The organism is Pseudomonas sp. ML2-2023-3 (genome assembly GCF_037055275.1).
Classification (GTDB): Bacteria; Pseudomonadota; Gammaproteobacteria; order Pseudomonadales; family Pseudomonadaceae; genus Aquipseudomonas.
This window is the reverse complement of the sequence record NZ_CP146343.1, coordinates 1,046,321-1,073,144: the sequence shown is the minus strand read 5'-3', so window position 1 is coordinate 1,073,144 and position 26,824 is coordinate 1,046,321. Positions and strand designations below refer to the sequence as shown.

Annotated in this window: 23 protein-coding genes; 12 read left to right on the top strand and 11 right to left on the bottom strand. The window is 58.8% G+C overall.

The window, feature by feature from the left end; all coding sequences use genetic code 11:
* The first annotated feature begins 221 nt into the window (after positions 1-221).
* The 4 genes from tssI (at position 222) to V6P94_RS04925 (ending at position 7,490) form a co-directional block, all read left to right on the top strand.
* A complete protein-coding gene (tssI, locus tag V6P94_RS04940) occupies positions 222-2,291 on the top strand; it encodes a type VI secretion system tip protein TssI/VgrG (protein ID WP_338649054.1) in 2,070 nt (689 codons plus the stop codon).
* Positions 2,288-3,121 carry a DUF4123 domain-containing protein gene (locus tag V6P94_RS04935; protein WP_219262840.1) on the top strand — a complete coding sequence of 278 codons (834 nt, stop codon included), beginning with the start codon at positions 2,288-2,290 and terminating at the stop codon, positions 3,119-3,121. The genes tssI and V6P94_RS04935 overlap by 4 nt, the downstream gene beginning before the upstream one ends.
* Complete coding sequence (locus V6P94_RS04930; RefSeq protein WP_338649053.1) at positions 3,118-6,159, top strand: toxin VasX; 3,042 nt, start codon at positions 3,118-3,120, stop codon at positions 6,157-6,159. The genes V6P94_RS04935 and V6P94_RS04930 overlap by 4 nt, the downstream gene beginning before the upstream one ends.
* Before the next feature lie 111 nt (positions 6,160-6,270).
* Positions 6,271-7,490, top strand: a protein-coding gene (locus tag V6P94_RS04925; protein WP_405046735.1) for an IS3 family transposase whose coding sequence is annotated in 2 segments (ribosomal slippage) — positions 6,271-6,616 and positions 6,616-7,490 — 1,221 coding nt in all. Because the reading frame shifts where the segments join, the coding sequence is not laid out codon by codon here.
* Positions 7,491-7,532: 42 nt separating this feature from the next.
* Here the strand turns inward: V6P94_RS04925 and tnpC are convergent.
* The gene (gene tnpC / locus V6P94_RS04920) at positions 7,533-9,065 is read right to left on the bottom strand and encodes an IS66 family transposase (protein WP_095041554.1); all 1,533 of its coding nucleotides are present in this window, start codon (positions 9,063-9,065) and stop codon (positions 7,533-7,535) included.
* Positions 9,066-9,083: 18 nt separating this feature from the next.
* Positions 9,084-9,443, bottom strand: a complete 360-nt coding sequence (tnpB, locus tag V6P94_RS04915) for an IS66 family insertion sequence element accessory protein TnpB (RefSeq protein ID WP_024647222.1) — start codon at positions 9,441-9,443, stop codon at positions 9,084-9,086.
* 60 nt (positions 9,444-9,503) lie between these two features.
* On the opposite strand from tnpB, the gene V6P94_RS04910 reads away from it, so the two are divergent.
* From V6P94_RS04910 to V6P94_RS04895, 4 genes are read left to right on the top strand one after another with little or no spacing between them, the layout of a single operon-like run.
* Positions 9,504-9,770, top strand: coding sequence for a hypothetical protein (locus tag V6P94_RS04910; RefSeq protein ID WP_338649051.1), 267 nt, complete (start codon positions 9,504-9,506; stop codon positions 9,768-9,770).
* The gene (locus tag V6P94_RS04905; RefSeq protein WP_338649050.1) at positions 9,767-10,681 is read left to right on the top strand and encodes a hypothetical protein; all 915 of its coding nucleotides are present in this window, start codon (positions 9,767-9,769) and stop codon (positions 10,679-10,681) included. The genes V6P94_RS04910 and V6P94_RS04905 overlap by 4 nt, the downstream gene beginning before the upstream one ends.
* Positions 10,678-10,929: a hypothetical protein gene (locus tag V6P94_RS04900; RefSeq protein ID WP_326398595.1), complete on the top strand. Its 252-nt coding sequence runs from the start codon at positions 10,678-10,680 to the stop codon at positions 10,927-10,929. Before V6P94_RS04905 ends, V6P94_RS04900 begins: the two co-directional genes overlap by 4 nt.
* Positions 10,926-11,855: a hypothetical protein gene (locus V6P94_RS04895; RefSeq protein WP_326398596.1), complete on the top strand. Its 930-nt coding sequence runs from the start codon at positions 10,926-10,928 to the stop codon at positions 11,853-11,855. The genes V6P94_RS04900 and V6P94_RS04895 overlap by 4 nt, the downstream gene beginning before the upstream one ends.
* A gap of 72 nt (positions 11,856-11,927) precedes the next feature.
* Here V6P94_RS04895 and gbcB read toward each other — a convergent pair whose 3' ends face one another.
* Complete coding sequence (gbcB, locus tag V6P94_RS04890; RefSeq protein ID WP_133075241.1) at positions 11,928-13,028, bottom strand: glycine-betaine demethylase subunit GbcB; 1,101 nt, start codon at positions 13,026-13,028, stop codon at positions 11,928-11,930.
* 282 nt (positions 13,029-13,310) lie between these two features.
* On the opposite strand from gbcB, the gene gbcA reads away from it, so the two are divergent.
* Positions 13,311-14,603 carry a glycine-betaine demethylase subunit GbcA gene (gene gbcA / locus V6P94_RS04885; protein WP_133075240.1) on the top strand — a complete coding sequence of 431 codons (1,293 nt, stop codon included), beginning with the start codon at positions 13,311-13,313 and terminating at the stop codon, positions 14,601-14,603.
* Between the two features lie 26 nt (positions 14,604-14,629).
* On the opposite strand, the gene V6P94_RS04880 is transcribed toward gbcA, so the two are convergent.
* The 7 genes from V6P94_RS04880 to V6P94_RS04850 all read right to left on the bottom strand — a co-directional run bounded on the left by V6P94_RS04880 (position 14,630) and on the right by V6P94_RS04850 (position 23,611).
* A complete protein-coding gene (locus V6P94_RS04880) occupies positions 14,630-15,205 on the bottom strand; it encodes a GNAT family N-acetyltransferase (RefSeq protein WP_133075239.1) in 576 nt (191 codons plus the stop codon).
* A 527-nt stretch (positions 15,206-15,732) separates the two neighbouring features.
* A complete protein-coding gene (locus V6P94_RS04875; RefSeq protein ID WP_133075238.1) occupies positions 15,733-16,503 on the bottom strand; it encodes an electron transfer flavoprotein subunit beta in 771 nt (256 codons plus the stop codon).
* A 57-nt stretch (positions 16,504-16,560) separates the two neighbouring features.
* Complete coding sequence (locus V6P94_RS04870; protein WP_133075237.1) at positions 16,561-17,802, bottom strand: electron transfer flavoprotein subunit alpha/FixB family protein; 1,242 nt, start codon at positions 17,800-17,802, stop codon at positions 16,561-16,563.
* Entirely contained in the window at positions 17,799-19,742 is a 1,944-nt protein-coding gene (dgcB, locus tag V6P94_RS04865) for a dimethylglycine demethylation protein DgcB (protein ID WP_133075236.1), read from the bottom strand. Before dgcB ends, V6P94_RS04870 begins: the two co-directional genes overlap by 4 nt.
* A 134-nt stretch (positions 19,743-19,876) precedes the next feature.
* Positions 19,877-21,937: a dimethylglycine demethylation protein DgcA gene (gene dgcA / locus V6P94_RS04860; RefSeq protein WP_133075235.1), complete on the bottom strand. Its 2,061-nt coding sequence runs from the start codon at positions 21,935-21,937 to the stop codon at positions 19,877-19,879.
* Between the two features lie 15 nt (positions 21,938-21,952).
* The gene (locus V6P94_RS04855; RefSeq protein ID WP_338649049.1) at positions 21,953-22,483 is read right to left on the bottom strand and encodes a DUF5943 domain-containing protein; all 531 of its coding nucleotides are present in this window, start codon (positions 22,481-22,483) and stop codon (positions 21,953-21,955) included.
* Between the two features lie 150 nt (positions 22,484-22,633).
* Positions 22,634-23,611, bottom strand: coding sequence for a dipeptidase (locus V6P94_RS04850; RefSeq protein ID WP_095036151.1), 978 nt, complete (start codon positions 23,609-23,611; stop codon positions 22,634-22,636).
* Between the two features lie 228 nt (positions 23,612-23,839).
* Here V6P94_RS04850 and V6P94_RS04845 point away from each other — a divergent pair, with 228 nt between their 5' ends.
* Positions 23,840-24,241, top strand: coding sequence for a lysozyme inhibitor LprI family protein (locus V6P94_RS04845; protein WP_133075233.1), 402 nt, complete (start codon positions 23,840-23,842; stop codon positions 24,239-24,241).
* Positions 24,242-24,369: 128 nt separating this feature from the next.
* Positions 24,370-24,777 carry a DUF3010 family protein gene (locus V6P94_RS04840; protein ID WP_133075232.1) on the top strand — a complete coding sequence of 136 codons (408 nt, stop codon included), beginning with the start codon at positions 24,370-24,372 and terminating at the stop codon, positions 24,775-24,777.
* Here the strand turns inward: V6P94_RS04840 and V6P94_RS04835 are convergent.
* On the bottom strand, positions 24,743-25,714 hold the full coding sequence (locus tag V6P94_RS04835; RefSeq protein ID WP_133075231.1) for a GlxA family transcriptional regulator: 972 nt from the start codon (positions 25,712-25,714) through the stop codon (positions 24,743-24,745). The genes V6P94_RS04840 and V6P94_RS04835 overlap by 35 nt on opposite strands.
* 164 nt (positions 25,715-25,878) lie before the next feature.
* On the opposite strand from V6P94_RS04835, the gene choX reads away from it, so the two are divergent.
* A complete protein-coding gene (choX, locus tag V6P94_RS04830) occupies positions 25,879-26,805 on the top strand; it encodes a choline ABC transporter substrate-binding protein (RefSeq protein WP_133075230.1) in 927 nt (308 codons plus the stop codon).
* Positions 26,806-26,824: the final 19 nt, after the last annotated feature.

The following is a 26,824-nucleotide window of genomic DNA, read 5'->3' as shown; positions in this document are numbered from 1 at the left end:
GTGCGCAACTTCTTGCGCACTTTATAAAATAATTCAAATAATTTAAATAAACTTCAGCCCTCTGAATTTATACAAGCCATTGATAAACATGAATTTTTATATAGATTAAACAAATCTTGATATATAGCCAGGCACTTCAACAACAAATAACCATCGGTCATACTCTTTGACCCACAGGCTTTCAATGCCCTTATTTAAACTCCCACCCCGAAGGTCATTGCATGTTCGTACCGGCCAACACGGCACACTTCTCGCTGCACATTCCCGATATCCGCAACGACTTCAAAGTGCTCGGCTTTGAAGGATTTGAAGCCATTAGCCAACTCTACGAAATCAACATTGAACTGGTCAGTGAAAACCCAGACATCAATCTTGAATCATTGCTCAGCCTGCCTGCCTTTTTGCAATTTGGCCTCAACGGCGAAGGCATACACGGGCGCATCGAAGATGTTTGCGTGGGCGAATCCGGCAAGCGCCTGACCCACTATCACTTGACCCTGGTCCCCGCACTCCACTATTTGCAGTTCAGCTACGACCAGCGAATCTTCCAACACCACAGCGTGCCGCAGATCATCGCAAAAGTCCTGCAAGGCCATGGTATTCAGGCTGACGCATTTAGCTTTAATGTCCGCACCAGCCCTGTGCGCGAGTACTGCACTCAATACGGCGAAAGCAATTATTCATTCCTGCAACGCCTGTGTGCCGAAGACGGTATTGCCTGGCATCACCAGCATACGAAAGACGGCCACCTGCTGGTATTCACTGACAGCCAGGCCTATTTTCCTGCGCTGGGCGAAACGCCCTACCAGCAAGGCACCGGAAACGTCGCCGATTACCCGGTGGTTGAGCAGTTTTCCCAACGTTTCAGTACCCGCACCAGCACGGTTACCCGTCGTGATTACGACCTGAACCGGCCAAGCCTGCTGATCGAAAATGCCTTCACCGCCAAGTTCACCCCCGCGCTGGAGGATTACCACTACCCGGTACTGATCAGTACCGAAAAGCGCGGCCAACAGTTGGCCCAGCAAGCCCTCGAACGCCATCGAACCGACTACCAACTGGCCGAAGGCAAAAGCGATCAGCCCACGTTGCGCAGTGGCCACTTGTTCACCCTGAGCGAACACCCGCGCAAAGCCTGCAACGACCTGTGGCTATTGCTCAGCGTGAACCACGAAGGCAAGCAGCCCCAGGCGCTGGAAGAATCGATCACCAGCGATGCAACACCCGCTGACGGCTTCACCCAGGGCTACCGCAACACGTTCAGTGCGATACCGTGGGACGTGTTCTTCCGCCCACCCCTGCCACCCGCCCGCGCGCCACTGGTCGCGCAAACCGCCCGCGTGACCGGCCCCCAAGGTCAAGAGATCTATTGCGACGAGCTAGGACGGGTAAAGATTGAACTGCCCTGGGACCGAGCTGAACTCAACAGCGAAAAAAGCAGCTGCTGGGTCAGGGTTTCATCCAGCTGGGCCGGGGAAAACTTCGGCGCCGTGACGATCCCGCGCATCGGCATGGAAGTGGTCATCAGCTACGTCGAAGGCGACCCCGACAAACCGCTGATCACCGGTTGCGTCCCCAATAAGACCAACCCGATGCCTTACCCGTTACCGGCGCACAAAACCAAAACCGTGCTGCGCAGCCAAAGCTCGCCACACACCGGTGGCTATAACGAACTGTTGATCGAAGACCGTGCAGGCCAGGAAAAAATCTACCTGCGGGCCCAACGTGACCTTGAGCAGGTAATCCTCAACAACAGCGACACCACCATTGGCAACGACCGCCGCGAGCACATCACCCGAGACAGCCACAGCCTGATCGAACACGACCGCTTCGAGCAGGTCGACCGCAACAGCTCCAGCCTGATTGAAGGCGACGAACTGCACACCACCCAGGGCCTGCGCAACACTGTGATCGGCGGCAACGAGCTGTTGTCCATCCGAGGTAACAGCAGCACCACGGCCGATGGCTCACTGGTGATACAGGCAACCAGCCAGGCACACCTCAGCGCCGCCAACGTAGTGATCGATGCAGGCATGAGCCTCACGCTGGCAGCGGGCGGCCAACACATCGTCATCAGTGCCGGCGGTATTTTCAGCAGCCAACCCATCGTCGTGGGCGGCGCACCGGCGGTGGGAATAGGGGCCATGCCTGCGGCTTCGGTGGTTCCGGTAGTGGCGGGTGCGTGGGGGATGCCTTCATTGCCTGCGCAAAAAACAGCCGTGAGGCAGGCCACGCAACAGGTCACCTCTATTTGTGCGGTGTGTCAGAAGCTTGAGGAGTCGAAGGTATGAGTCAGGCGTACCTGTTACTTGATCGCACCCAAATCGACAATCTGGCGCACCGGTTGTTCGAGGTCGCGCCCGGCGTGCAATTGCATTCCCTGTATCAACGCACCGCCTACAGCGCGCTGGATGAAGTCAGCCCAGTACTGGTCCCAGTGACGCCCAACAGCCCTCTGGCTCACACCTTTACCGAGCAGTGGAGCGCCACGGCGGGGATCTGGCTGGAATCACTGGCTGATGAAAAAACCGTAGTCGAGCATGTGCGCAGCCTCGTCCATGCCCGCGTCCAGGGCGAGGTCACGGTGTTATTCCGTTTCTACGACCCCCGGATTACCGCCTTGTGGCTAGCCGACTTGCCTGCCCATGAGCGCGCCCCCTTGATGGGGCCAATACAACTAATACGACTGGCGCACTCAGTAATTCATCAGGCCCAACCTGATCAGCCCGCAGCGCGGTATGCAGACACGCCCTGGCTGCGTCTGCCCGCAGAACAACTGGATCACTTGAACAGTGCCAAGCAACAGGGCTTTACCCGGCGCTTGATCGAACATTGCGACACTTACTTCCCCGACTATCTGCAAGGTCAGGACATGACCGCAGAACAATGGGTCGCCCACTGCATAAACACTGCCGAGCGATACGGCTACAGCGCCGCCGATGAGATTTTTTTGTGGGCGCGTTTTCAAGCGGTGCTGGGGACGGACTTTCCTCAAGGCCCGGCCCATGGTGCTTATCGCCTGATACTGGCTGAGCCCGGCGTAACCCCCGAACAACGTCTGGATAACCTGAACACCGAGCTGACGTACCAGTTGCTCACCAATAAGGAACCCCGTGCATGAGCGCTCAAAAACTGGCCATGATCGATAACGCCGCGCAGGCCGAACGCGCCGCCAGGGCCCAGCCTCACGTCGATGTCAAAAGCCCTCTGACGCCATGCCCGGCTCACCAGCCCGAAGTGTTCGTGGTGCCCGTGCGCTACGCCCTGGCGCAGGAACAAGCCACTCACCCCTGCTGTTCCCCCAGCGTGACCACCCAAAGCCACCCCATGGCCGCCCGGCGTCTTCGGGCCGGCTTTTTGTATATCTGGCAGGAAAAAGGCCCGCTCCAGCGCTATGCCGTGTCGTCCGACGGCAGGTTTCAGGCGCAGGCGCTTGAGGACGACTCCACCCTCTTGCTTAAAGGCACTCTAACAGGGCTGACGCTGAACAAAATCCATGACGCCTGGATGCTCTACAGCGAGTTCCCACTCAACCCGCAACACTGCGCCTTGCTCAGCGAAAAACCCGCCAAACGCAGTGCGCACATGCGCCATGTGGCCTTGCGCACCGTGGCCAACGAGCTGCAAGCCGAACACTGTCCGCCCCTGGAAAACGCCACCGAGGTGATGGCTGAACTCATCCCCGACACCTACGCCCAATCGATGAAGGCCTATCAAAAAGCCGGAGGCGATGACACCCAGGCGTTGGGCGCAACCGTGATGAAAGACCCCACCAAGGCCAACATCAAGGCTTACACCGATGCCATGCACCGCGCCCGGGAGCGCGAAAAAATCATCGCCCAATACCCCGATGCGTCCGACCAGGCACCCGGCGAGTGGAGTGCCGAGCCGTGGGACGGCCAGGGCACCCAGACCTGGCTGGAGGCCGCCACGGCTGAGGCCAGGGCGCTTTACCCGGTATTCGTGTGCCTGGACGACGACCTGGGGGTGCTGCGCGACATCAACCATGAGCAGGAACGGGTTGAATCGAGCCACGAACAATGGGTGGGCGACAATAACCTGCGCTTGAACATCGGCGGCTTTATTCGAAGCCTGATCACCGAAGAGGGTGCTGAGGTGGCGAGCACCCTGAGCTACCGGTACAAGGATCGGGACATCCGCCTCACGCCCGAGCAGGGCACGGTCATGCTAGACGCCCAGCAGCAACTGGACGAAGCACTCAAGATCGAAACCCGGGACCGCCAGTATGGTGGCCTGCCTAGCAGAGCCGAAGTGACCGCCCGTAATGCCCGTATCGAACGTATCGTAGAGCCCGTACGGGCCTTCATTCCGCCCGACCTGTACACCGACGTGCAGGCGTTGGTGCATCAATACCGCGCCGAAAAACAGTCCAACCTCGACAACGACCCCTTCAGCGCCAAGGTCAGCGAGTACATTGACTTGCCGGCCATGAACACCTGGCTCGACACCACCGCACCGGCCCATTACCAACACGTCGAACAGCGCCACAACGCCTTGTTTGCCGACCGAGGCCAATACCTCACACGCTCCCACAGCGGCACCTGGTTCGTCGATTACTACGACGTTGAAAGCCGCCAGTGGCTCACCGAACTGGCCACCGGCTGCCTGAGCGCCCAATGCACCCGGGCCAAGGGTGCAGAGCAATATGCCGACTACGTGCGCGCCCCCGACGAAGGCGCGCTCAAACACCTGTTCCACGCCTGGACGCCTTCGATCGATGCGGGCATTGTCGGCACCGGTCGCCTGGGGGAAATACTGGCGGCTTTGGGCTCTGAAAACCGCGAGGCAACCCGTCAGCTGTTTGCCCCCCTGAGCGCCGTGATTGCCAACGACATCGCCGCCATGGCCCGCGACGCCCAGGGGCCCTGGAGCGTACTGGTCAACCGGTTGGCGGCGGCGCTGCTGGTCCTCAAGGGTGACACCACCTTGAGCAGCGCCTGGGTGGGTATCTTCGTCGCCGCACGCCTGGGCAGCGATGCGCGCTTGCAGGCCGTGACCCACGCGGGGAGGCAGATGTGGACCCTGCTGGGAGAAAAAGCCGAGGGCCTCAACCACTGGGTCAAGGCCACGGGACACGCCATCGGCGCCGGGCGCATGGAACGCGTGACCAACTCCCCGCTGATCAGCAACAGCGGCGGCGTGGTGCCATTGGCGGCGTTGCTGCTCAACACGCTCAATGCGAACAACTACTTGAGCCAGGCCGCAGCGCTGGAAGGGATGGATGATCAGCGGGTTAACGACACGGTGTCGGCTTCGCTGTATGCCTCGGCGGCGTTGGTGGCGGTGGTTGATAGTCAGGTTAGGAAGGGGTTGGGGATAAAAACAGTGGGCAAGGGCCAAGCAATGGCTCCGACTCTTACATTGTTTGGGGGGGTGATTTGGGGGTTGTCGGCATACGCTGCAGCAAATGAATTCAAATCACTGCAAAGACAGATAGAAAGTGCCCAAACACATATCGATCCCTGGCTGGAGATGCGCCAAACGGTCGTAGGAGGGCAAGTAATTGCTTATGGGGCTCAGGCACTACTGGGTTTCGGTCTAACCGCCCGAGTACTGGCACGCTTTATCGAAGTAGAAGTCGCCATCATGCGTTACACGCTGTACATGGGCCCACTGAACTGGATTATTGCCGCACTGGGCGTGTTGTACCTGATCAGTTGGTTCTTTCAGCAAACCCCGGTGCAAAACTTCCTCAATTTCTGCTGCTGGTCCAAAGCACGGGCCAGGAATTTAGAGCCCATCCCCGCCAAAGCCCAGCAAGAAGAACTGAACTGGCTATACGGCATCTTGTACAGCCCCCGCGTCAGCATGCAAAGCAGTTCCGAGACAGGCGGTTCCAATGGTCCATCTGGGCTGTCCTTCGTCAGCTCCATCAATGCCCTGACCATCGACTTGCCGGGAGCAGAACCGGGTACCGCCTATCTTGAATTGAGCATGATGGGCGATCCAGTGGACTCCCAAGCCTACCGTTACCTGATCAAAAACAGCCCTCACAATAACTACAAACCCCCTCGCCCATGGCGTGACATGACGCCTCATTGGCTGCCCAGTAGCGAGTGCCAATGGATACCGTTCCAGGAAGGCCAAGGCTTGCGCCTGAGTGGCCCGTTTAAAACTCTGTCGAACGTATTAAGGTAAGCGCTCCATAAACCCCACCAACTTAAAGATGGGTAACGCGCTGAACGAGCCCCATGAAAGACAGGACACCGTTTCCCCCTTACGATAAGGGATAGGCAAACGGTTATGTTTATGACTAACAGCAACGATAAGAGTGGGAAGCTTTTGGGCCAGGAGCGGCGGCGCCGCTGGAGCCCGGAGCAAAAGCTGGCCATGGTTCGCGAGTGCCTTGAGCCAGGACAAAGCGTGTCGGTGGTGGCTCGGCGCAACGGTATCAATGCCAATCAGCTGTTCCTGTGGCGCAAGCTTTATCAGGAAGGCAGCCTGTCGGCGGTCAGTGCCGGTGAGTCGGTGGTGCCTGCCTCCGAGCTGAGCGATGCGCTCAAGCAGATACGTGAACTGCAACGGATGCTGGGCAAGAAAACGATGGAAGCGGAAATCCTCAAAGAAGCCGTGGAGATCGCCCGGTCGCGAAAATGGATTGCGCACTCACCCTTGTTGCCGGGGGACGACCAGTGAAACTGGTCAGCGAATGTCTCGGTGTGGCGCGCTCGCAATTAACGGTTCGAATCAAGCAATCGGTATCGCCCAAGACACGGCGAAGCAGGCCTGTGAACGACGCTGAGTTGGTGGCCGAAATCAAGCAACAGGTCAGCGAACTGCCCAGCTATGGCTACCGTCGGGTCTGGGGATTGCTGCGTCGTGCACGTGAAAAGCGGTCGCTACCCGCGATCAACGTGAAACGGGTTTACCGGGTCATGCGTGATCACAACTTGCTGCTGGAGCGCCGAATCAAACAGCCCGGCGTGCCGCGTCGGCACGAAGGCCGTATTGCCGTGCAAACCAGCGATACACGTTGGTGCTCGGACGGCTTTGAGTTCCGCTGTGAGGACGGCGCCAAACTGAGCGTGACCTTCGCCCTGGACTGCTGTGATCGCGAAGCCATCGGCTGGGTCGCCAGCCCGACCGGGTACAGCGGCGATGATATCCGCGACTTGATGCTGGAAAGTGTGGAAAAGCGCTTTGGTGATCAACTGCCTGCAACGCCAGTGCAGTGGCTCAGCGACAACGGCTCGGCGTACACCGCCGAACAGACGCGTCTGTTTGCTCGACAGATCGGCTTGCAGCCGGTGACCACCCCAGTGCGCAGCCCACAGAGTAACGGCATGGCAGAGAGCTTCGTGAAGACAATCAAGCGTGACTACGTGGCACACATGCCCAAGCCGGATCGAGAAACGGCGTTGAGTAACCTGGCAATTGCCTTCGAGCATTACAACGAGCAGCATCCGCACAGCGCCTTGAACTACCGTTCACCGAGGGAGTTCAGGCGCTTGGCGGCAGCATCAATTTAACGGGGAGTTGGTGTCCGGTTTTGTAGGGGCAAGTCCACGCGCCTAGTTAGGCGACACCAGCGAGCAGTTCCACGGCAACAGCGCTTCGTAATCTTCAACCGAGGTCGCCAGTGGCAGCCGTTCTAATGCGTGGCGCAGCCACGCATAGGGCTCTTGGCCGTTGGCTTTGGCAGTCTCGACCAAGCTGTAAAGTTGAGCACTGGCCGTCGCGCCTTTGGGGGTGTCGCTAAACAACCAGTTCTTTCTTCCGATGACGAAGGGCCTGATCGCACGCTCGGCGAGGTTGTTGTCGATCGGCAAATAGCCTTCCTCGGCGTACCGTTCCAGTTTGTTCCAGTTACTCGCCAGATAGCCGATGGCCTTGCCCAAGGCGTTCTGAGACGTAACTTGTGGCTGCGTCTTTTCCATCCAGCTTTTTAACTGAGCCAGCACTGGCAGACTCCGATCATGACGGCCAGTTTTACGATCGTCGTCGCACGCATCCTTCAGATCACGCTCTACACCATAGAGTTTGTTGATCAGGTTCAGCGCGATGTCAGCACGTCCCGTCTTGCCTTTCGGCTGTACTTTTTGGGCTTCAACAAACTTGCGCCTTGCGTGCGCCCAGCAGCCCAAACGTTCGACTCCGGTCTGCGCGCCCAACGCGTTATAACCGGCGTAATCATCGGTCATCACATAGCCACGATAACCATCGAGCAGGCGTGTCGGCACCTCCTGCGCGCGGCTGGTGGAGTAGTCAAAAAGGATCACTGGTTTATCTGGCGGGCCGCCGGTTTGCACCCACATCCAGGACTGGCTGCTTGGGTCTCGGTCAGGCTCTTTCAACACCTGTACCCGTGTTTCATCGCAGTGGACAACACGGCTGCCCAACAGGCTATCGTGCATTAAATTCAGCAGCGGCTGAAAGTGTTCACCGCACTGGATAACCCAGCGTGCCAACGTCTGACGCGGGATATCGACACCATGGCGGCCCAAGACTTTTTCGAAACGGTGAAGCGGTAGTCCATCGACGTACTTGGTGGTCAGCAGCATCGCCAGAACACTTGGGCTGGCCATGCTTTTTTCAATCAGTTGAGCCGGCTTGTCAGCAGTGACCGGCGCCATCTCGCAGTCGCGGCAACCGTAAACTTTGCGAACGTGTCTGATCACACGGATCTGCATCGGCACGATTTCAAGCTGCTCGCTGACTTCTTCGCCAATAGTGTGTTTGCGGCAGCCGCAGACGCACGTCAGTTCATGTTCGGGAAGTTCGTGGATAATCTCGATGCGCGGCAGATCGGCGGGCAGTGGCTTGCGTTTGCCGCGGCGCTTGATCGGGGCAACGACTTCTTCATCTGAGGCTTCGTCCACAGGCTCGACAACGCTTTCTACTTCATTGAAGAGGGCCAGTTGCGGCGTTGCCGCATCAGCTGTTTGCTCGGACTTACGTCCGAACAGACGCTGAAGCAGGAGGGCATTTTGTTCTTCTAGCCGAACAATCTTGCCCTTATCCAACTGACGCTCGTCGAGCATCTGCCCAAGCATTTGCTTGAGCAGAACGGGATCATCTGGAAGATTTTCGGGCAAGGAATTCATGCCCTGGATTATACCGAATCAGGCTACGAATCGCGGCGTCAAAACTTGATGAGGACGGTTGCGCCAGAGGTCAAAGCCATCGAGCATCCAGTTGAGTTCCTGGACGGTCAGAACGATCGCCTCGTCGGTGGCGTCCGGTGATGTTTTGAATCGTTCGGACTCGAGGCGCTTGAGCCAAAGGCAGAAGCCGTTGCGCTCCCAATACAATATCTTCACTCGGTTGCGGGGCTTGTTGAGGAAAACGAAAAGCACAGGGTCGAATACTGCGACTTTAATATCCAGCTCGACCAGCGCAGCCAAGCCGTCGATGGATTTTCGGAAGTCCACCGGCTTGGGGTACAGATACACTTTTTCGACTTTGGCATCGGGTCGCATCATGGCGAGCTGGCTCCTGAGGGAATCGGGAGCACAGCATCCGGGATCAGCTAAGCGCTTTGAATGTGGGGTTTATGGAGCGCTTACGTATTAAGCACGTCGCCAGCCACTATTTCGCTTCGTTTGCGCTATCGCACACCCTTGATTGCCATGCTGGGCGCTCACAACTTTGTCGGTGGCGAACGGGGTGTTGCTTTTACCCTCACCAACAACGACGGGGTGATAGCCCTGCGTAGCGACCCGACTCCCGAACTGGATCGAGTGCCAACCTACGCCCTCGGCAAGGGCCATCCCGGCGCTATATACCTGCAACCTAAGGACAAGCCATGAGTACGCCACCGGCGGGAACCACCAAGAAACGGTTTTTTTCACGCGATGACTACTTGGCGCCATTGCCCATTCCGACGGGAGAAAAACCGGAAGACGTTCTAAACACCATTTGGCGCAAGAACGATGTATTTATTGATATAGGGAACTACAGCATTGGTGCTGCTGCCATGACAATATGGGTTGGAGTGATACTTTTTACGGGGCTCGCTTATATATTTAACGACGTCGACGCTCTAGTTTTGGGGAGTTGTATTATGGCAATTCCTATTTACTGGCTTATCCAAGGCCTATTTCGCGAAGTCCCTCTTCCCGTACGCTTTAACCGTCAACGCCGAGAAGTCTGCGTACCGATGGAAGACGGCGACTATTGGATTGTGCCTTGGGAAAGTGTCACCGCCGCCGCCACTCAACACTCATCGACAAGTCAGGCGGGTAAAAATACGATGGGTTTGTTAATTATCGGTTTTGAAAACCCCGACCCGCACGCTAAAGAAGACAACAAACACTTCTCTTTCGGCTTCAATTGCGGCGGCGGCACGACGGCGATGGCCCTGTGGGAATGCACGCGCAGTTATATGGAAATTGGCCCGGACGCTGTACCTGACAGCCGAGTGGGTAATGCGCCCTATGAAAAAACACAGATCGGTTCAATCATCACTGATTTGCGCAAAGGAAACCTGCTGGGTGTTTTATGGGGGATCTTTTGCATCACGATTTTAGGAACCTATCTCGCAGAGAAATTACAAAACCTGAAATTGTCCTATCCACCCGACCTCACCCACCCCGACATCATCGAATGGTCAAAACCCCTCCCGCCGGAACAATGGGCCAAACGCTCCCCGGAACTTGAACACGCCATCGCCAAACGCGAAGCCGAACTCGCCGCGCTGGCGGTGCAAGAAACAGCATGAACCAGCAAACCAGCACGTTCCTGGCCACTGTTTCGCTTCGTTTGCGCTATCGCACACCCTTGATTGCCATGCTGGGCGCTCACAACTTTGTCGGTGGCGAACGGGGCGTTGCTTTTACCCTCACCAACAACGACGGGGTGATAGCCCTGCGTAACGACCCGACCCCCGAACTGGATCGAGTGCCAACCTACTCCCTTGGTAAGGGATATCCCGGCGCCATTTACCTGCAACCCAAGGACAAGCCATGAGCACGCCACCGGCTGGAACCACCAAAAAACGGATTTTTTCGCGTGATGATTATTTGGCGCCATTGCCTATTCCGACAGGCAGAAAACCTTCAGATGTGCTCAATACCATTTGGCGCAAGAACGATGTGTTTATTGATATTGGAAACTACAGCATTGGGTCGGCAGTGATGACGATTTGGCCGTTGGTAATGCTGTTTCTTTCTATGGCCTATATTTTCAATGACTATGGCGCATTGGTATTAGGAGCGTGTATTACAGTTATACCTATTTGCTTTGTCATCCAAGGCCTCTTCCGCGAAGTCCCCCTTCCCGTACGCTTCAATCGTCAACGCCGAGAAGTCTGCGTACCGATGGAAGACGGCGACTATTGGATTGTGCCCTGGGAAAGTGTCACCGCCGCCGCCACTCAACACTCATCGACAAGCCAGGCGGGTAAAAACACGATGGGTTTATTGATCGTTGGTTTCGAAAACCCGGCCCCCTTGGCCAAGGAAGGCAATAAACACTTTTACTTCGCCTTCAATTGCGGTGGCGGCACCACGGCGATGGCGCTGTGGGAGTGCATGCGCAGTTATATGGAAATTGGGCCTGATGCTGTTGAAGATCAAACAGCACGCTTCGATAGATCCAAAGGTATATGGGCGACCTATTTGGACGATCTCATAAAAGGTGCGAAGTTGAGAGGCTGGCCAGTAACAATCTTGTGGGAAGGCTTTTGCGGGATTTTCATCTTCAACACACTACTGATTGACGTGCTTGAACGCTGGAAACTGAACCCGCCACCCGACCTCCCTTACCCCGACATCATCGAATGGTCAAAACCCCTCCCGCCGGAACAATGGGCCAAACGCTCTCCGGAACTTGAACAGGCCATCGCCAAGCGCGAGGCCGAACTCGCCGCGCTGGCGGTGCAAGAAACAGCATGAACTCGCTAAACCAAACCATCGGGGCGCTAACCGCTTGCACAGCAATCGTCGCCCTGCTGCCTTGAATGCACCTTAAAACTCGATCCGCACATCGCCCTTGGGCACGCTGCAGCACGACAAAATATAGCCTTCGGCAACGTCTTCGTCGGTGATGCCGCCGTTGTGGTCCATCTCGACTTCGCCGCCCAGCTTGAGCACCTTGCAGGTGCCGCAAATCCCCATGCCGCACGCCTTGGGAATCAGCAGCCCCAGCTTGGCCGCCGCAGCATGCACGGTTTCGGCCGGGCCCACGCGGATGCTCTTGCCCGACGCGGTAAATTCCACCTGATTCAAATCCGCCAGGTCCAGCTCCGGCGCCTCGGCCGCCTGCTCGGCTTGCTCCACCGCATCGGCCCTGGCTTCGGGCGGCGTCGCACCAAAGGACTCCTCGTGATACCGGCTCATGTCAAAGCCGTTGTTCTCCAGCAGGCGCTTGACCGCATTCATGTAAGGCGTAGGCCCGCAGCAGAACACCTCGCGCTCCATGAAGTCGGGCGCCATCAGCTCAAGCATTTTGTGGTTCAGATAGCCGCGATACCCGGCCCACGGCTCACCCAACCCGTGTTTTTCACAGATCAGGTGCAGGCTGAAGTTGTCGATGCGCGAAGCCATGTGTTCCAGCTCGCGGTGATAAATGATGTCTTTGGGCGAACGGGCGCTGTGGATAAACACCATGTCGACATTGGCGTTGGTGTCGTAAAACCACCGCGCCATCGACATGACCGGGGTAATCCCGACGCCGCCGCTCAGGTACAGCACCTTGGGGCTCGGTGCATCAATGGCGTTGAACAGCCCGACCGGCCCGTGTACGGCCAGTTCCTGGCCTTCCTGCAGGTTGTCGTGCAGCCAGTTGGACACCCGCCCGCCCGGTACACGCTTGATCGTCACCGAAAAGCTGTAGGGCACCGAAGGCGAGCTGGAGATAGTGTACGAGCGCATCACCGGGTCGCCATCGATTTCCAGCTCCAGGGTGACGAACTGCCCCGGCTTGAAAAAGAACAGAATCGGCTGGTCGGCCATAAAACAGAAGGTGCGCACGTCCCAGGTTTCCTGAATGACTTTGACGCATCGCACGATGTGTCGGCCGTTGGCCCAGGTCTGGGTGGTTACAGGGTTCAGAAAGCTGTTGGACATGCGTTTCTCCACGGCCGACAACCGGCCTCTTGCTGGCGATTCTGCGCATGCCCCGAGGCGGCCATTTATCTATTCGCGACATTCACATGCTTATGGCGACCAGCCCCTGAAAACAGGGGCTCGCGCGTCGGGAACAGATTTGGCCATGTCGCCCGCAGATAAGGCATCGCAACACTTCGAACGCACACTCAGCGCCACACACTACCGTAAATGCTTTGCCTTGCGTCGCACCCCTGATCAGCCACTTTTAGGCCACATACGATGGCCATGAGGATTACAACGATGGACGTCACCGCAAACCTGAGCCTGGGCGATCCACTGGAACCCGCACGCAAGGCCACCGCCGAGATGTTGCAGAACCGCGAACGCACGTTTTCGCTGCCGCAGCCGTTTTACAACGACGAGCGGCTGTTCGACATCGACATGCAGGAGATCTTCCAGAAAGAGTGGCTGATTGCAGGCATGACCTGCGAGATCCCGGCCAAGGGCAACTTTCTGACCCTGCAAATAGGCAAGAACCCGATCATCGTGATTCGCGGCGCCGAAGGCCAGGTGCATGCCTTTCATAACGTGTGCCGCCATCGCGGCTCACGGTTGTGCACCAGCGAAAAGGGCAAGGTTGCCAAGCTGGTGTGCCATTACCACCAGTGGACCTACGAACTGGACGGGCGCCTGCTGTTTGCCGGCACCGAGATGGGCGCCGATTTCGACATGAAGCAATACGGCCTCAAGCCGGTAAACGTCAAAACCGCGGGCGGCTACATCTTTATCAGCCTGGCCGAGAACCCGCCTGCCATCGACGAGTTCCTGGCCACGCTGAACCACTACATGGAACCCTACGACATGGAAAACACCAAGGTGGCGATTCAGACCACCCTGGTGGAAAAAGCCAACTGGAAGCTGGTGCTGGAAAACAACCGCGAGTGCTATCACTGCAACGCGTCCCACCCCGAACTGCTCAAGACCCTGCTGGAGTGGGACGACGTCACCGATCCACGGGCCGATCAGGCATTCAAGGATCACGTAGCCGCGTCGGCTGCTGCCTGGGACGCAGAAAAGATTCCTTATGCACACGCCAGTTTCGGCCTGCGTAACCGTATTGTGCGCATGCCGCTGCTCAAGGGCACCGTGTCCATGACCCTGGATGGCAAGCAAGGCTGCGCAAAACTCATGGGACGGATCAAAAACCCGGACCTGGGCTCGATGCGCATCCTGCACCTGCCGCACTCGTGGAACCACTGCATGGGCGATCACATCATTGTGTTTACCGTGTGGCCGATCAGCGCGCAGGAAACCATAGTCACCACCAAATGGCTGGTCCACAAGGATGCGGTTGAGGGCGTGGATTACGACGTGGAACGCATGCGCAAGGTCTGGGACGCCACCAACGACCAGGACCGCCGGCTGGCCGAAGAGAACCAGCGCGGCATCAACTCAATCGCCTACCAGCCGGGGCCTTACTCCAAGACCTACGAGTTTGGCGTGGTGAACTTTATCGACTGGTACAGCGAGCGGCTGCTGAACAACCTGGGGGCGGCGCCAGCGCCGTACCTCAAGGGCATAGTTGCCCAATAGACACCCACCTGTGGAAGCAGAGGTGGCTAGCTGGAAAACGGCCAGAGCATCAAATACGCCTCACCCGTCACGCGGATCAGCGGGTGGGGTGTGACCTGACAGGTTTTGACGATCTCGAAACCATGGCGCTCATAAAACCGGCGGGCACCCGTGTTCGCCGCATAGTCGATCAGGCTCAAGCCCGTCAGGCCCAGTTCGGCGCAGCGCTCCCTGGCGTGCTGCAGGAATCGGGCTCCCAGCCCAAGACTTCGCCAGCCCTCGTGCAGGGCCAGGCTCGAGATGTACAGCGTGTCCGGGATTTCCATGTCCGCATAAGGCGCCAACACCGGATCGGTCTCAGCCACGGCATCAGGGTCGTGATGCATCACAAAGCTGTGCATCATGCCAATCACCTGGCCCTCGGCCTCGGCAATCAGGCAGTTTTCATAGGAAAAAATAACGCCTTCGCGTGCGTAACGCATTTCACCCACGTCCAGCAGCGCCTGCCCCGGTTGTGCGATCAGGCTCCAGATATAGTCGGCACATCCTTCGGACGAAATTTGAAACAGGCGAGCAATCTCCCGCGCATCGGCGCGCTCGGCCGGACGAAATAAAACGCTCATTTTCTGTACTCCACAGGACTTTGGGCGCCCTTTTTAGCCCGGCCTCATCCAGGGCTACAAGGCCACGGCGGGCCACCTGTATAACCAGATATTGCCACTCAATGATCAATTTTTGACCAACAGTCTGCAGGCCATGCATTCAAAGGCCTACAGCCCTTCACCAACATCTTGTCCACAGGCACACCCACAGCAATTGTGGGGAAGTGGACAAGTTATGCCCGAATGATCAATTGATCGTTTTTTGTACAGAGCACTGTAAGCCACGTAACACGTGGCCTGTAGCCAGCCGCGAACACCTTATCCACATATCCACCAACAGAGATTGTGCGCAACTTATGCACCGCCTCGTTTCACTGTGGAAAACCCCTTAAGGCTCCGATTATTCAAGGGTTTAACAACCAGACGGTGGATAAAGCAATGAATTGGGTGTTTTTTGATCAGAAGCCTGTAAGCCACGGTTTGTATGGGTCTTAGACGACAGCAAACAACTTATCCACATAAGCGCTAACAGACTTTGTGGGCAAGTATCAGCGCACCACGCCTTCTTCAACCAGCAGCTTCAAAATAGCCTGGGCACCCTCTTCGGCACTCACACCCTTGAGTACTTGCCCGGAGCCGCCAACGGCCTTGGCTGTGGCTGCTTTCATGCGATCTGCGCCACTTTTGGCCTTGATCACTTTCAAGCGCTTGGGCCGCGGCTTGGCAGGTTGCAGCACACCCTTTGTGGATAACTCATCCACCGTGACTTCAACCACTTCAGCGTTGACCAGCCCCCGGGTGGCGGGGCCATAAGCGCTTTGCCGGGCCTTGGGGGCGGCGTTATCCACAGTGATCACAAACGGCAGCCGTACTTGCAACCGACGACGCTGCCCCCGAGGCAGGGCTTGCAGCAACTGCGCCACACCGCTGTGGATAGATTCGATCTGCGCCACACCCACCACCAGCGGCCAGCCGAGTTGCTCGGCCAACAGGTACGGCAACATTCCAGAACCTTCGCCGGTTTCCGCCTGGCTGCCGGTCAGCACCAGTTGTACGCCCGCTTCACGGATGTAATCGCGCAGTACCGGGACCACATCGGCGCCATCCGGTTGCTCCAGCACATGCAACTCGTCCAGTCCCATGCCCAGATAGGCGCGCAAGGCGGACTCGTGGGGATTGCCAGCGTGCAGCACATGCAAGTTATCCCCAGCCAGCTCCAGGCCCAGTTCGACAGCGCGGGCGTCCTGCTCGGCGCGGCGGGCGCGGCCTGAAGCCGGGTGGGCGCCGATTGAAACCAGTGCAACGGTGGCGATGCTCATTAATAAATCTCCAGACAATGTGGGAGCGGGCTGCCTGCGCAGGATCGCCTCGGTGTATCAGGCAGACCGGGTCGCCTGATTCGCGAGCAAGCCCGCCCCCCCGGAAGATGCGTTGCGCCAGTTATCCACAGCCACAATCAATGCCTCAAGCACGGCCGTTCCATCGCCAATCACCGACAGGTCAGCGCGCTTGATCATGTCGCAACCGGGGTCCAGGTTGATCGCCACCACTTTGTCGCAGGCGCCAATCCCTTGCAGATGCTGAATTGCACCGCTGATACCGACCGCCACGTAGACCCGTGCCGTGACCCAAACCCCACTGGCACCGACCTGACGCTCCCGGGCCATAAAGCCATCATCCACCGCCACACGGGAAGCGCCTTCAGTGGCCCCCAGGGCAACGGCAGCCTTGTGGAAAAGTCCCCAGTCTTTAATCCCGTTACCGCCACTGAGGATAAATTCGGCTTCGGCCATGGGTATCGCAGCCGGATCGACCGCCACCGCGCCCAAATCTTCAATCCGCGGCAGGCAGCTCGCAATCGCTGTGGATAACTGCACCTCCAAGGCCTCGTGACGGGTTTCGCTGACCGGTTCGGCGCACTCGGCGGCGGCCAGGATCAAGCGCGGCAATGGCTGCGCCACGTCTTGCTGGCCCGCGCCAGCGCGTCCCACACAAGCCCCGTCCTTGACCTGCCACACCCGCGTGGCCGGGCGTTCGCCCAAGCTTGCGGCAAAGCGCCGACCCAACTCCGCCCCGCCGCTGCGGCTGTCAGGCAACAACCAATGCCTGGGTGCAAACTGGTTATCCACAGCCCGCAACCCCAGTACCTGTTGCTCCGGTGCATAACCTTCACTGTCGAGCAGCAGCAGCCGATCCACGCCCGCCGTGGCAAAAGCGGTTTCTTTTGATTCGCCAAACACCACCGCCAACACCGCGCCGTCGCTACCCGCCAACTGCCGGGCCAGGCCCAACAGGTCGCGGTCATGACTGCTCAGGCGCCCGCCGACCATGTCCGGTACCACGCCAATATAAAACGCCGGTGCTGACACTTGATGCAGCACCAGTTGCACCTGGGCGCTGGCCGCACGCTTGCTTGTGCCTCCCTGCTGCGCGCCGCTGCGGTCGATGCGCTTGATGCCGTTGGGGCCGATGAAACCTACCCCATGCACGTTTTTGCGAAGTACGCCGTTAGGCCCCATCCAGCTCTGCTGGTGGGGTTGCATGGCGGCGTGCAACGGGTGCAGGCGGTTGCGGGCGATCCACTCGGCGCGCGGATCGCGGCGAATAATGTCACTCATGCGATCACCTCCGGGGCTGCGCGCCTGGCCGGTTGGGCAGATACGGCGCCTTCAATCAGGGCATCGGCTACCAGTTCGGCAATGTCTTTGATCAGCGGACGGGGCTCAACCACGCCTTCGAGCATGACGGTGCATTGCGGACAACCCACTGCCACGCGCTCGGCGAGGGTCTCGCGGATGTCATCCATGCGCATGTCGGGAATACGCTGTTTGCCGGGGATGTCGGTGATCGGAGCACCGCCACCGCCTCCGCAGCAACGGGAGCGAAACCCCGAGCGCTGCATTTCTTTGACTTCAATGCCCAGCGCTCGCAACACAGCGCGCGGCGCCTCGTATTCGCCGTTGTAGCGGCCCAGGTAACACGGGTCGTGATAGGTCACGCTGCCCCCTGTATCCGCAGCCAGGTTGAGCAACCCTGCGTCGATCAACTCGGCCATGTATGTGCTGTGATGCTGCACAAGATAGTCACCGCCAAGGGCGCCGTATTCGTTTTTAAGCACATGAAAGCTGTGGGGGTCGCAGGTGACGATGCGCGTGAAGCGGTACTGCGCAAGGGTCTGGATATTGCGCTTGGCCAAGGCCTGGAACGTGGCCTCATCCCCCAGACGCCGGGCCACATCTCCGCTGTCCCGTTCTTCCAGCCCCAGCACGGCAAAGTTGACCTTCGCGGCCTTGAGCACTTTGACGAAGGCGCGCAGGGTTCGCTGGTTGCGCATGTCGAACGCACCGTCGCCGACCCAGAACAGCACGTCCGCCGAGGGTTTGTCGCGCATCAGGTCGAGGTTCAAATCCGCCGCCCAGTTCATCCGCCCGCCCGGTGCAAAACCGCCGGGGTTGTCGGTGGCAATCAGGTTATCCAGCACCTGGGCACCGTTGTTAGGCGTTGCCCCTTTTTCCAGGGTCAGGAATCGGCGCATGTCGACGATGGCATCCACGTGCTCGATCATCATCGGGCACTCTTCGACACAGGCCCGGCAAGTGGTGCAAGACCAGAGCGTGTCCGCGTCGACCAGACCGTTGACGATGGGCTGATGGGGATTGCCGCCGTGCTCACCTATCGGTTTGCCAGGGTAAGGGCTGCCGGCGAAGTTCGCATCGGTGCCACCTGCCAGACCCACCACCATGTCTTGAATCAGCTTCTTGGGGTTGAGCGGCTGCCCGGCGGCAAACGCCGGGCACGCAGCTTCGCACTTGCCGCACTGCACACAGGCGTCGAAACCGAGCAACTGGTTCCAGGTGAAGTCCTCGGGTTTTTCCACCCCCAACGGCGCGGCGCGGTCATTCAGGTCCAGGGGTTTCAAACCGGTGGATCGACCGCCGCCAAAGCGTTCGGCACGCCGGTGCCAGGCCAGGTGCAAAGCGCCGGCAAAGGCGTGTTTCATCGGGCCGCCCCAGGTCATGCCGAAGAACAGCTCCGTCACGCCCCACAGCACACCAACGCTCAACACCGCCGCCAGCAGCCAGCCACCAAAGTTTTCAGGCAGCAAGCCGGCCACCGGCAAGGTGAGCATAAAAAAGCTTGCGGCAAACGCCAGCAGGCTTTTAGGCAGGCGCATCCAGGGGCCTTTGGACAGGCGCGACGGTGGGTTGAGGCGGCGTTTGAACACAAAGAGCGCGCCGATAAACATCAGCGCCGTAGCGAACAGCAAGGCATAGCCCAGGATGCGGTTATGCAGCCCCAGGCCGTGCACCAGAATCGCCAGCACCGCCGCCAGCACAAAGCCGCCTGCGGTGGCGACGTGGGTGTTGGCCATGTATTTGTCGCGGGCAACGACGTGGTGAAGGTCGACCATATAGCGCTTGGGCATGGCCAGCAGGCCACCCAGCAAATCGACCTTGGCCGGGCGGCCACGGCGCCACATGTTCATTCGACGGATGGCGCCGATCACGGCGAGGACCAGTGCCGCGAACAACAGAATGGGGAGAACGATTGTCAGCATGGTGAAGCTCCCAAAGACCACACAGGTCTAGTGTGGGAGCGGGCTTGCTCGCGATTCAGGCAACACGGTGCATCTCACACACCGCGTGATTGTTTTCGCGAGCAAGCCCGCTCCCACATTGGTTCGGTATCGGATCAGAAATCCTTGCACAACCGCAGCGCGTCATAGATCGCTGCATGCACGTTGCGCTGGGCCACGCAGTCACCGATGCGGAACAGCAAGTAGCCGTCCCCCGCTTCGCTCAGGCATGGCTGCGGCTTGATCGCGAACAAGGCTTCGACGTCGATCTGGCCCTTGTTGCGCGAGTCCGGCTTGAGCCCGTAATACAGCTCTTCGTCCGGGCGCACGCCGTTTTCAATCACCACTTGATCCACCACGCGCTCTTCCTTGGCCCCGGTGTATTCGTTCTCGAGCACGGCAATCAGCTTGTCACCCTCGCGGTAGACCTTCTCGAGCATCATGTCCCCGGTCATGATCACTTCCTTGGGGTACAGGCTGCGGTAGTAGGTCGGGAATGACGTGCCACCAACCGCCACGCCAGGCTTGGTGTCATCGGTGACGATTTCGACCTGAGCCCCTTTGTCCGCCATGTAGTCGGCCACCGACATACCGGTGAACTCGCAAATGGTGTCGTACACCAGCACGTTCTTGCCCGGCTCGACCTTGCCGTCGAGCACGTCCCAACTGCTCACCACCAGCCCTTCGGCAGCGCCCCAGTGTTCGTTCTGTTCCACAAACGGATGCCCGCCTACAGCCAGCACCACGATGTCCGGGCGCAGGTCCATGATCGTCGCCGCATCCGCGGCCGTCCCCAGGCGCAGGTCAACCTTCAGGCGCGCCAGTTCCAGTTGGAACCAGCGCGTGATACCCGCCATCTGGTCACGCTGCGGGGCTCTGGCCGCCGTGGTGATTTGCCCGCCGATGGCATCCTTTTTCTCGAACAGGGTCACGTCATGCCCGCGTTCAGCCGCCACCCGCGCCGCTTCCATACCGGCAGGGCCTGCGCCGACGATCACCACCTTGCGTTTAACCCCGGTGGTTTTTTCGATGATGTGCGGCACACCCATGTATTCACGGGACGTGGCCGCGTTTTGAATGCACAGCACGTCCAGGCCTTGATACTGACGGTCAATGCAGTAGTTGGCGCCCACACACTGTTTGATCTGGTCCACCTGGCCCATTTTGATCTTGGCAATCAGGTGCGGGTCGGCGATATGGGCGCGGGTCATGCCCACCATATCCACGTAACCCCCCTCCAGAATCCGCGTCGCCTGATTCGGGTCCTTGATGTTCTGTGCATGCAACACCGGGGCCTTGACCACTTCCTTGATACCCGCAGCCAAATGCAGAAACGGCTCCGGTGGATAACTCATGTTCGGGATGACGTTGGCCAGGGTGTTGTGGGTGTCGCAACCCGAACCCACCACACCGATGAAGTCGAGCATGCCGGTGTCGTCGTAGTACTTGGCGATTTGCTTCATGTCCTCGTGGCTCAAGCCATCGGGGTGGAATTCGTCGCCGCACAGGCGGATGCCCACGCAGAAGTCCGGGCCGACTTCAGCACGCACCGCCTTGAGCACTTCGAGGCCAAAGCGCATGCGATTTTCGAAGCTGCCGCCCCACTCATCGGTGCGTTTGTTGACTCGCGGGCTCCAGAACTGATCGATCATGTGCTGGTGCACGGCCGACAGTTCAACACCGTCCAGCCCGCCCTTTTTGGCCCGGCCGGCGGCGCTGGCGTAGTTGCCGATCACGCGCCAGATTTCTTCAGGCTCGATGGTCTTGCAGGTAGCGCGGTGAACCGGTTCGCGCACGCCGGAAGGCGACATCAGGGTCGGCCAATTGAAACCGTCCCAACGGGACCGACGGCCCATGTGGGTTATCTGGATCATGATCTTGGCGCCATGCTTGTGCATGGCGTCGGCCAGGTTCTGGAAGTGCGGGATAATGCGGTCGGTGCTCAGGTTGACCGAACTCCACCACTCTTGCGGGCTGTCGATGGCCACCACCGATGAACCGCCGCAAATCGCCAGGCCGATACCTCCCTTGGCTTTTTCCTCGTAGTACTGCACGTAACGCTCGGTGGTCATGCCGCCATCGGTGGCATAGACCTCGGCGTGTGCGGTGCTGAGCACACGGTTGCGGATGGTCAGTTTGCCGATTTGAATCGGCTCAAACATTGCTTCGAACGCCATATCCCGATCCTCGACTTACAACGGCTTGACGACAAACAGGCCGTGGTCGTGGCCTTCTTCCGATCCGCTGTAGACCTGTGCGGCTACGGTGCGGATATCACTGCCGCGCGCTTGCAGAATCTGGTCCATAGCGCCTGCAAACCAGCCCGTGAACATGTAGTCGACCTTGCGCCCGACCTTGCCGTACACGTAGACGAAACAGGAGTGTTCGAGCTTGATGGTGGCGGTGCCTTTATCGAGGTCGATGTCCTGAATGGTGAACAGGCCCCAGCCGCGTTGCGACAGGCGTTTCATGTAGTGTTCGAATACGGCGACACCTTCGAGGCCGTGGCATTCGGCTTCTTTTTCGCACCAGTGCCAGGCGGATTTGTAGCCGGCCTTGTAGAGGATTTCGGCGTAGGCGTCAGCCCCCAGGACTTCCTCGATCCCCATGTGGTTGTTGACGAAAAAGTGCCGTGGCACGTAGAGCATCGGCAGCGCGTCTGAGGTCCAGACGCCGGTTTCGCTGTCGACTTCGATAGGCAGTTGCGGGGCGATTTTAGCCATGGATACAGCTCCAAAATTCGGTTTTGACCCGGGCTCTGTAGTCGCTGCCGAAGGCTGCGATCAGGTATGTGGGGTCTTTGGGGAAACGGGTTGCTGCGCAACCCTTCGCAGCCTTCGGCAGCGACTACGCAAAACGTGATCGTTGACGGCTCATTCGCCCCAGACATCTTTGAGGACGTTGACCCAGTTTTCGCCCATGATCTTGCGCACCACACGCTCGCTGTGACCGCGCTTGAGCAAGGTTTCGGTAAGGTTGGGGAACTCGCCCACGGTACGGATGCCCAGCGGGTTGATGATCTTGCCGAAGCTGGTCAGACGGCGGGCATAGCCCTTGTCGTGGGTCAGCATTTCGAAGAAGTCCTGACCGTGGCCCTGGGTAAAGTCGGTGCCAATGCCAATCGAGTCTTCGCCGACGATATTCATCGTGTACTCGATCGCTTCGGCATAGTCGTCGATGGTCGAATCGATACCCTTGGCCAGAAACGGCGCGAACATGGTCACGCCGACAAAACCACCATGGTCGGCAATGAATTTGAGTTCAGCATCAGACTTGTTGCGCGGGTGTTCTTTGAGGCCGGACGGCAGGCAATGGGAGTAGCAGACCGGTTTTTTCGATTCCAGAATCACCTCTTCCGAGGTTTTCGAGCCGACGTGGGACAGGTCGCACATGATCCCGACGCGGTTCATTTCAGCCACCACTTCGCGGCCAAAACCCGAAAGCCCGCCATCGCGCTCGTAGCATCCGGTGCCCACCAGGTTCTGGGTGTTGTAGCACATCTGCACCACGCCAACCCCGAGCTGCTTGAAGATCTCGATGTAGCCCAACTGGTCTTCAAACGCATGGGCATTCTGGAAGCCGAAAATGATCCCGGTTTTGCCCTGTTCCTTGGCGCGGCGAATGTCGGCGGTGGTTTTGACCGGGATGACCAGATCGCTGTTGTCGCGAATCAGGGTCTGGCTGGCAACGATGTTATTGATCGTGGCCTGAAAGCCTTCCCATACCGAGACGGTGCAGTTGGCAGCAGTGAGGCCGCCTTTGCGCATGTCTTCGAACAGTTCACGGTTCCATTTGGCAATGATCAGCCCGTCGATAACGATGCTGTCTGCGTGCAACTCGGCTGGGCTCATCAGGCGTCCCCTTATTGGCGTTTGCTGCGCCGAATCGTCTGCCGGCGCTTTGGGGCCAGCATAGGCCCGGGGTTAAAAGCAGCCGGGTGCAAAAGCGACAGCGCAATTGCCGAAAGCGTCAATCCACGACAAAGCGCGCAACCGCGATGACATGGCCTATGCTGCGCGACTGTTCTTTGGCCGACGCTTAAGCCAGAATCCGCCCCATCTATGGATTAGGAAGCCGCAATGAAATCGATTCTCCTGGCCTTGGCGTTGATCACCAGCGGAGCCCATGCGGCCGATGATGCCGACTACAACCCGTGCGACGCGGTAGAAAACGACCGGCAAACCCTGGCGTGTTCGGTGTTCAGCAAAAATGCTGCCGAGCAGTTGCTGACCGAAAACTACGAAGCTCTGCAGGAGCGCATGACGACCCTGTACGGCAATAACGCGACCCAGCTCAATAACATCCTCAGCAAAATCAAGGCTGCCCAGGCGCTGTGGTTGCACCAGCGCGACGCCGATTGCGCGATTGCGGTATTCCCGGCCACTGCTGGCACCGAGGCATTCAACATCGCCCAAAACGACTGCATGGCCCGCATCAGCGACGATCGTTCTGAGTTTCTGGAATCGATCGGGCAGGATTGACCCCTTCCGGGTGTGGGAGCGGGCTTGCTCGCGATAGCATCACCGCGGTCCAACCTGAAGACCGGGTCGCTTGCGTCGCGAGCAAGCCCGCTCCCACAAGAACAGTTCAACTTATCGATCAGGTTTTTATGACTATTTGCGGTATCGAAATCAAAGGCAGCGAAGCTATTTTCGCCCTCGCCAACCAGGGCCTTGAGCATGTGGCCAACGCCACCAAGAAAATCGCCCTGGACGACGATGAAGACGCCGCCAGCGTCAAAGCTTTCGCAGCGCAGATGGCCGCTTTTGTGAAGGCCAACGCCATCACCCGGATCGTGATCAAAAAGCGCAGTAAAAAGGGTGAGTTCGCCGGTGGCCCGATCACGTTCAAGATCGAAGGCCTTATCCAGTTGCTGGACGATTGCGAAGTGCAGCTGCTATCCCCGCAAACCCTCAACGCCCAATACAAAAAGCACGCCTTCGACCTGCCTGCCTCGCTGAACAAGTATCAGCATGAAGCGTTCAAGGCAGCGTGTGCGGCGTTGCTGAAGGGGTAGTACCCGTCACCCGGTCCTGCCTCGGCGCGCAGCCAAACCGCGCCCGGTAGCTGCGGGTGAAATAGGACGGTGATTCAAAACCGCACGCAATGCTGATGTCGAGCACGCTCATGTCGGTCTGGCGCAGCAGTTGCCGGGCTTTTTCCAGGCGCAGGCCCAGGTAGAAGTTGCGCGGGGTGTCGTGCAGGTGCAAACGGAACAGGCGCTCCAGTTGGCGCCGGGTCACGTTGATGCCAAGCGCCAGTTGCGAGGTGCTCAGGGGCGGCTCGCTGTGTTGCTCCATCTCGCCAATGACCTGCACCAGTTTTTTATTGTGGATGCCATAGCGGCTGGCGACCTGCATGCGCTGGTGATCCTTGCGCGGGCGGATGCGGCCAAGCACGAACTGTTCGGAAACCTGGATCGCCAACTCCGGTCCGTGGGCCTGGGCGATCAGGTCCAGCATCAGGTCAATGGAGGCGGTGCCGCCCGCACAGGTGATGCGCTGGCGGTCGATTTCAAACAGCTCCTGAGTCACGTGCAATGCGGGGTATGACTCCTTGAACGCTTCCAGCGCCTCCCAGTGCAGGGTCAACCGATAGCCGTCGAGCAGGCCCGCCTGCGCCAGTACCACACTGCCCGTGTCGATGGCGCCCAGGGTTACTCCGTCGTTGTCCAGGCGTCGCAACCACTGATTAAGCGCCGGTGTCACGTGGGTCAGCGGGTCAAAACCGGCCACCACCAACAGTGTCGCACCGGCTTCAAGTGCCCCCAGCCCTCCCTCGGCATTGACCGACATACCGTTGCTCGCGAGCACGGCGCCCCCCTCGCAACTGAGTACGTGCCAGCGGTACAGCTCGCCGCGAAAACGGTTGGCTACCCGCAGCGGTTCGATGGCCGAAATAAAGCCCATTGATGAAAAGCCGGGCAGCAGAAGGAAGTAAAAGTCCTGGGCCATGGGAACGCTCGCAAGTCGGTTCAACGGATTGAAACACAGTCAGGTCGCTGCAGTGCAAAACCACGTCGCCCCAGTGCGGTTGCGCGGCACGCCGCCTGCGTACCTTGGCATCACGGCGCACAAAGACGCCGATCCCCCAATAACAACCTGCCGAGGCCCCACCCATGAAACGACTGATCAGCTGTTGCCTGTTGGTACTGAGCCCCTGCGTCCTGGCTGCTGAAGATGCATCGTGCAAGAACGTACGCATGGGCGTGGTCAATTGGACCGACGTGATCGCCACCAGCGCCATGGCGCAAACCCTGCTCGACGGTCTCGGCTATAAAACCAGGCAAACCAGCGCTTCACAGCAAATCATCTTCGCTGGCCTGCGCGACAAGCGGCTGGACATGTTTCTGGGTTACTGGAACCCGATCATGAACCAGAGCATTACCCCGTTCGTGGACGCCAAACAGGTCACGGTCCTGGCCGAGCCGAGCCTTAAAGACGCCAGGGCCATGCTCGCCGTTCCAACCTACATGGCTGACAAGGGGCTCAAGAGCTTTGCCGACATCGCCAGATTCGAGAAGGAACTGGGGGGCAAGATTTACGGGATCGAGCCGGGGTCCGGCGCCAATACCCAGATCAAGGCCATGATCGAGAAAAACCAGTTTGGCCTGGGCAAGTTCCAGCTGGTGGAGTCCAGTGAAGCCGGGATGCTCTCGGCGGTGTCACGCGCAGTGAATCGCAACGAGCCGATTGTGTTCTTTGGCTGGACACCGCACCCGATGAACATCAATCAGAAAATGACTTACCTGACCGGCAGCGAAGGAGCCCTGGGCCCGGATGAAGGCCTGGCCACGGTATGGACAGTCACCACCCCGGACTACGCCAGCCGCTGCCCCAATGTCAGCCGTTTGCTCAGCAACCTGACCTTCAGCGCCGAGGACGAGAGCCGCATGATGCAGCCGCTGCTCGATCACAAGGATGCACAAGTCTCGGCCCGCCAGTGGCTCAAGGACCATCCGCACGACCTTCAGCGCTGGCTTGAAGGCGTCACCACCGTGGATGGCAAACCCGCTGCCGAACACCTGAAGCTCAGCGCTAAATAATCAAACACCAAGCCCACCT

Coding starts and splice junctions, on each gene's coding strand:
- tssI (WP_338649054.1), top strand. CDS start 222: ATGTTCGTACCGGCCAACACGGCACACTTCTCGCTGCACATTCCCGAT.
- V6P94_RS04935 (WP_219262840.1), top strand. CDS start 2,288: ATGAGTCAGGCGTACCTGTTACTTGATCGCACCCAAATCGACAATCTG.
- V6P94_RS04930 (WP_338649053.1), top strand. CDS start 3,118: ATGAGCGCTCAAAAACTGGCCATGATCGATAACGCCGCGCAGGCCGAA.
- tnpC (WP_095041554.1), bottom strand. CDS start 9,065: ATGAATTCCTTGCCCGAAAATCTTCCAGATGATCCCGTTCTGCTCAAG.
- tnpB (WP_024647222.1), bottom strand. CDS start 9,443: ATGATGCGACCCGATGCCAAAGTCGAAAAAGTGTATCTGTACCCCAAG.
- V6P94_RS04910 (WP_338649051.1), top strand. CDS start 9,504: ATGTGGGGTTTATGGAGCGCTTACGTATTAAGCACGTCGCCAGCCACT.
- V6P94_RS04905 (WP_338649050.1), top strand. CDS start 9,767: ATGAGTACGCCACCGGCGGGAACCACCAAGAAACGGTTTTTTTCACGC.
- V6P94_RS04900 (WP_326398595.1), top strand. CDS start 10,678: ATGAACCAGCAAACCAGCACGTTCCTGGCCACTGTTTCGCTTCGTTTG.
- V6P94_RS04895 (WP_326398596.1), top strand. CDS start 10,926: ATGAGCACGCCACCGGCTGGAACCACCAAAAAACGGATTTTTTCGCGT.
- gbcB (WP_133075241.1), bottom strand. CDS start 13,028: ATGTCCAACAGCTTTCTGAACCCTGTAACCACCCAGACCTGGGCCAAC.
- gbcA (WP_133075240.1), top strand. CDS start 13,311: ATGGACGTCACCGCAAACCTGAGCCTGGGCGATCCACTGGAACCCGCA.
- V6P94_RS04880 (WP_133075239.1), bottom strand. CDS start 15,205: ATGAGCGTTTTATTTCGTCCGGCCGAGCGCGCCGATGCGCGGGAGATT.
- V6P94_RS04875 (WP_133075238.1), bottom strand. CDS start 16,503: ATGAGCATCGCCACCGTTGCACTGGTTTCAATCGGCGCCCACCCGGCT.
- V6P94_RS04870 (WP_133075237.1), bottom strand. CDS start 17,802: ATGAGTGACATTATTCGCCGCGATCCGCGCGCCGAGTGGATCGCCCGC.
- dgcB (WP_133075236.1), bottom strand. CDS start 19,742: ATGCTGACAATCGTTCTCCCCATTCTGTTGTTCGCGGCACTGGTCCTC.
- dgcA (WP_133075235.1), bottom strand. CDS start 21,937: ATGGCGTTCGAAGCAATGTTTGAGCCGATTCAAATCGGCAAACTGACC.
- V6P94_RS04855 (WP_338649049.1), bottom strand. CDS start 22,483: ATGGCTAAAATCGCCCCGCAACTGCCTATCGAAGTCGACAGCGAAACC.
- V6P94_RS04850 (WP_095036151.1), bottom strand. CDS start 23,611: ATGAGCCCAGCCGAGTTGCACGCAGACAGCATCGTTATCGACGGGCTG.
- V6P94_RS04845 (WP_133075233.1), top strand. CDS start 23,840: ATGAAATCGATTCTCCTGGCCTTGGCGTTGATCACCAGCGGAGCCCAT.
- V6P94_RS04840 (WP_133075232.1), top strand. CDS start 24,370: ATGACTATTTGCGGTATCGAAATCAAAGGCAGCGAAGCTATTTTCGCC.
- V6P94_RS04835 (WP_133075231.1), bottom strand. CDS start 25,714: ATGGCCCAGGACTTTTACTTCCTTCTGCTGCCCGGCTTTTCATCAATG.
- choX (WP_133075230.1), top strand. CDS start 25,879: ATGAAACGACTGATCAGCTGTTGCCTGTTGGTACTGAGCCCCTGCGTC.